We start from the raw sequence: 1,579 nt of genomic DNA, 5'->3' as shown, positions 1-1,579 counted from the left end.
GGCTTCGTCCGCGAGCGAGCGGAGAACGATCCCGAACCCGGCCCGCGGGAACAGGCACTGGGCGCCCTGGCCGAGCACGTCGCGGGCAGTCCCGACACACTCCGCTTTCTCCACGAGCGAGCGGAAAGCGATCCCGAGCCCGGCCCGCGGTCGCGGGCGCTAGTGCATCCTCATCGGACCCCTTGTGCGAGCTGGTTTCCGGTCCGATCTGGCCGGGATGCATCCGCCCATCTTCGTCCGCAAGCCGAGCGCTGAGGAGCGCGCCCGGCTTGAAGCGGGCTTGCGCGCGTCAGACGCCTTCACCGTCCGGCGCGCTCAGATCGTGCTCCTGAGTGCCGAGGGTCGTCGCCCGCGGGAGATCGCGCGCGGTCTGCGTTGCGCGGTGCAGACGGTGCGCAACGGCATCAGCGCCTTCAACGCCAACGGCGTGGCGAGCCTCATGGCCGCCTCATCGCGGCCGAAGAGTGCTGCCCCGGTGCTGGGCGAGGTGGAGCGGGAGCGGCTGCGCGCCATCCTGCACCAGCCGCCGCGTGCCTTCGGCCACGCCCGCAGCACCTGGACACTGGCGCTCTTGGCGGAGGTGGCGCAGGCGGAGGGGCTGAGCGCCTCCGTGCTGTCCATCGAGACCATCCGCCAAGCGCTGCTCCGCCTGGAGGTTGGCTGGAAGCGGGCCAAGCGCTGGCTCACCAGCCCCGATCCGGCTTACGCGCAAAAAAACGCCGCCGCGACCGGCTGATCAGCCTGGCCCAGGGTCGACCGGACTGGGCGCTGGGCTTTGAGGACGAGGTCTGGTTCTCGCGCTTCGCCCAGCCGGCCCTGCACGCCTGGGCGGCACCTGGCGAACGCCTTCGCCTTGCCATGCATGCCACCGATCCCGCGGACCCCGAGGCGAAGGCGCTGGCCTGCTATGGCCTGTGGCTGCCCGGGCGCGAGCGGATGCTGCTGCGGTTCGTGGCGGGCCGGCCGGTGAGCCCGGTGACCTGCGCCTTCCTGGCCTGGGTGGCCGAGCGCCTCGCGGCTGAGGGCATGCGCGTGCTGGCGCTGGTGTGGGACAATGCCGCTTGGCATGTCAGCCGCGAGGTCCATGGCTGGGTCAGGGACCACAACCGTCGGGTCAAGCGTGACGGCGGCTGCCGCCTGCTGATCTGTCGCTTGCCCAGCAAGAGCCCGTGGCTCAACCCGATCGAGCCCCGCTGGGCGCACGGCAAACGCGCGGTCACCGAGCCGGAACGCAAGCTCACCGGCGACGAGCTCCAGCGCCGGCTCTGTGATCATTACCGCTGCTCACGCCTCCCGCCGCTCGCACAATAGCTCACCTGAACATGCACTAGGTCAGCCGTCTCGCTCGTTGGGCCTGGAGCTCCTGGAGCGGCAGGAGTGACGAGAACAGGGTCGCTGACCGTGCGCGGCGGCACCAGCGGGAGGAGGAGGCTTGCGATCAGCACCGGCCCCGGACGCGAGGGCAGCAGGCTCGGCGTCCGGCCTCCCGCCGGCGGCAGGATGGCGGTCTGCGAGGCTCCTGTGCCGGCAGGAGGCGCTACCGGTGCCACCGGCGAGGCCGCTGCCGGAGCCGCGATCG

2 protein-coding genes are annotated in these 1,579 nt (G+C 71.6%); both read left to right on the top strand.

Annotated elements, in window-relative coordinates:
• Positions 1–217 precede the first annotated feature (217 nt).
• Positions 218–736, top strand: a complete 519-nt coding sequence (locus tag VLK66_RS22400; protein WP_325311714.1) for a helix-turn-helix domain-containing protein — start codon at positions 218–220, stop codon at positions 734–736.
• Positions 733–1,311 (top strand): transposase, encoded by a 579-nt coding sequence (locus VLK66_RS22395; protein ID WP_349260533.1) that lies wholly within the window; start codon positions 733–735, stop codon positions 1,309–1,311. Before VLK66_RS22400 ends, VLK66_RS22395 begins: the two co-directional genes overlap by 4 nt.
• The last annotated feature ends 268 nt before the right edge of the window (positions 1,312–1,579 follow it).

This window comes from Longimicrobium sp. (assembly GCF_035474595.1).
In the GTDB taxonomy this organism is placed as follows: domain Bacteria; phylum Gemmatimonadota; class Gemmatimonadetes; order Longimicrobiales; family Longimicrobiaceae; genus Longimicrobium.
This window is presented reverse-complemented; position numbering and strand designations above follow the sequence as displayed.

Bases quoted from the DNA above. Each gene is read 5' to 3' on its own strand.
- VLK66_RS22400 (WP_325311714.1), top strand. From the start codon at position 218: ATGCATCCGCCCATCTTCGTCCGCAAGCCGAGCGCTGAGGAGCGCGCC.